The 543-nt window shown below is 73.1% G+C and carries 1 pseudogene; it reads left to right on the forward strand.

Going from position 1 to position 543, the window contains the following annotated elements:
- Positions 1-12: 12 nt before the first annotated feature.
- Positions 13-543 (forward strand): annotated as a pseudogene (locus HWY45_RS36330) (ATP-binding protein); the annotation flags it as partial.

A 543-nucleotide genomic window follows, 5' to 3' on the forward strand; every position in this document is an offset into this window, starting at 1 on the left:
AGTTCAGCACCCATGCCTGGGAATAAGGACGCGGCCCGGCCCCGCGGCTTCGGCGGCGCGGGGCAGTCGCGGCTGTCGGCGCTGCGCTACCTGCGCTGGCGCTGGCTGCGCTTCCGGCGCTCCTGGACCGACACGCGCGCCGATCGCATGCCGAGCTGGTCGCGCCTCTACGTGCGCGCCTATCTGCACCTGATGAGCCTGGTCCTGCTGGTGGTGGCGGTGCCGCTGCTGGCGCTGTCGGTGACGCTCTCGCCGTGGACGGTGCTGGCCGGCTTCGAGGCGCTGCCGGGCGGCGCGCTCGGCGTGGCGCTGTTCGTGATCGTGGTGCCGGCGCTGGCCACCTGGCGCTGGGCGCGGCCGACCTGGGTGGACCTGGTGATGGTGCGCGAGCGCGCCATCGACTTCAGCGGCGGGCGTTTCCACACGCGCGCGCGCGAATCGCACAGCGTGATCCTCGGCCCGCTGGCGCGTACCCTCAACGCGCTGGCGATGCGCATGGAGCGCCTGATCGAGGCGCAGCGCGACCTCACCAACGGCATCTCC

This window comes from Burkholderia stagnalis, from assembly GCF_902830275.1.
Classification (GTDB): Bacteria; Pseudomonadota; Gammaproteobacteria; order Burkholderiales; family Burkholderiaceae; genus Burkholderia; species Burkholderia stagnalis.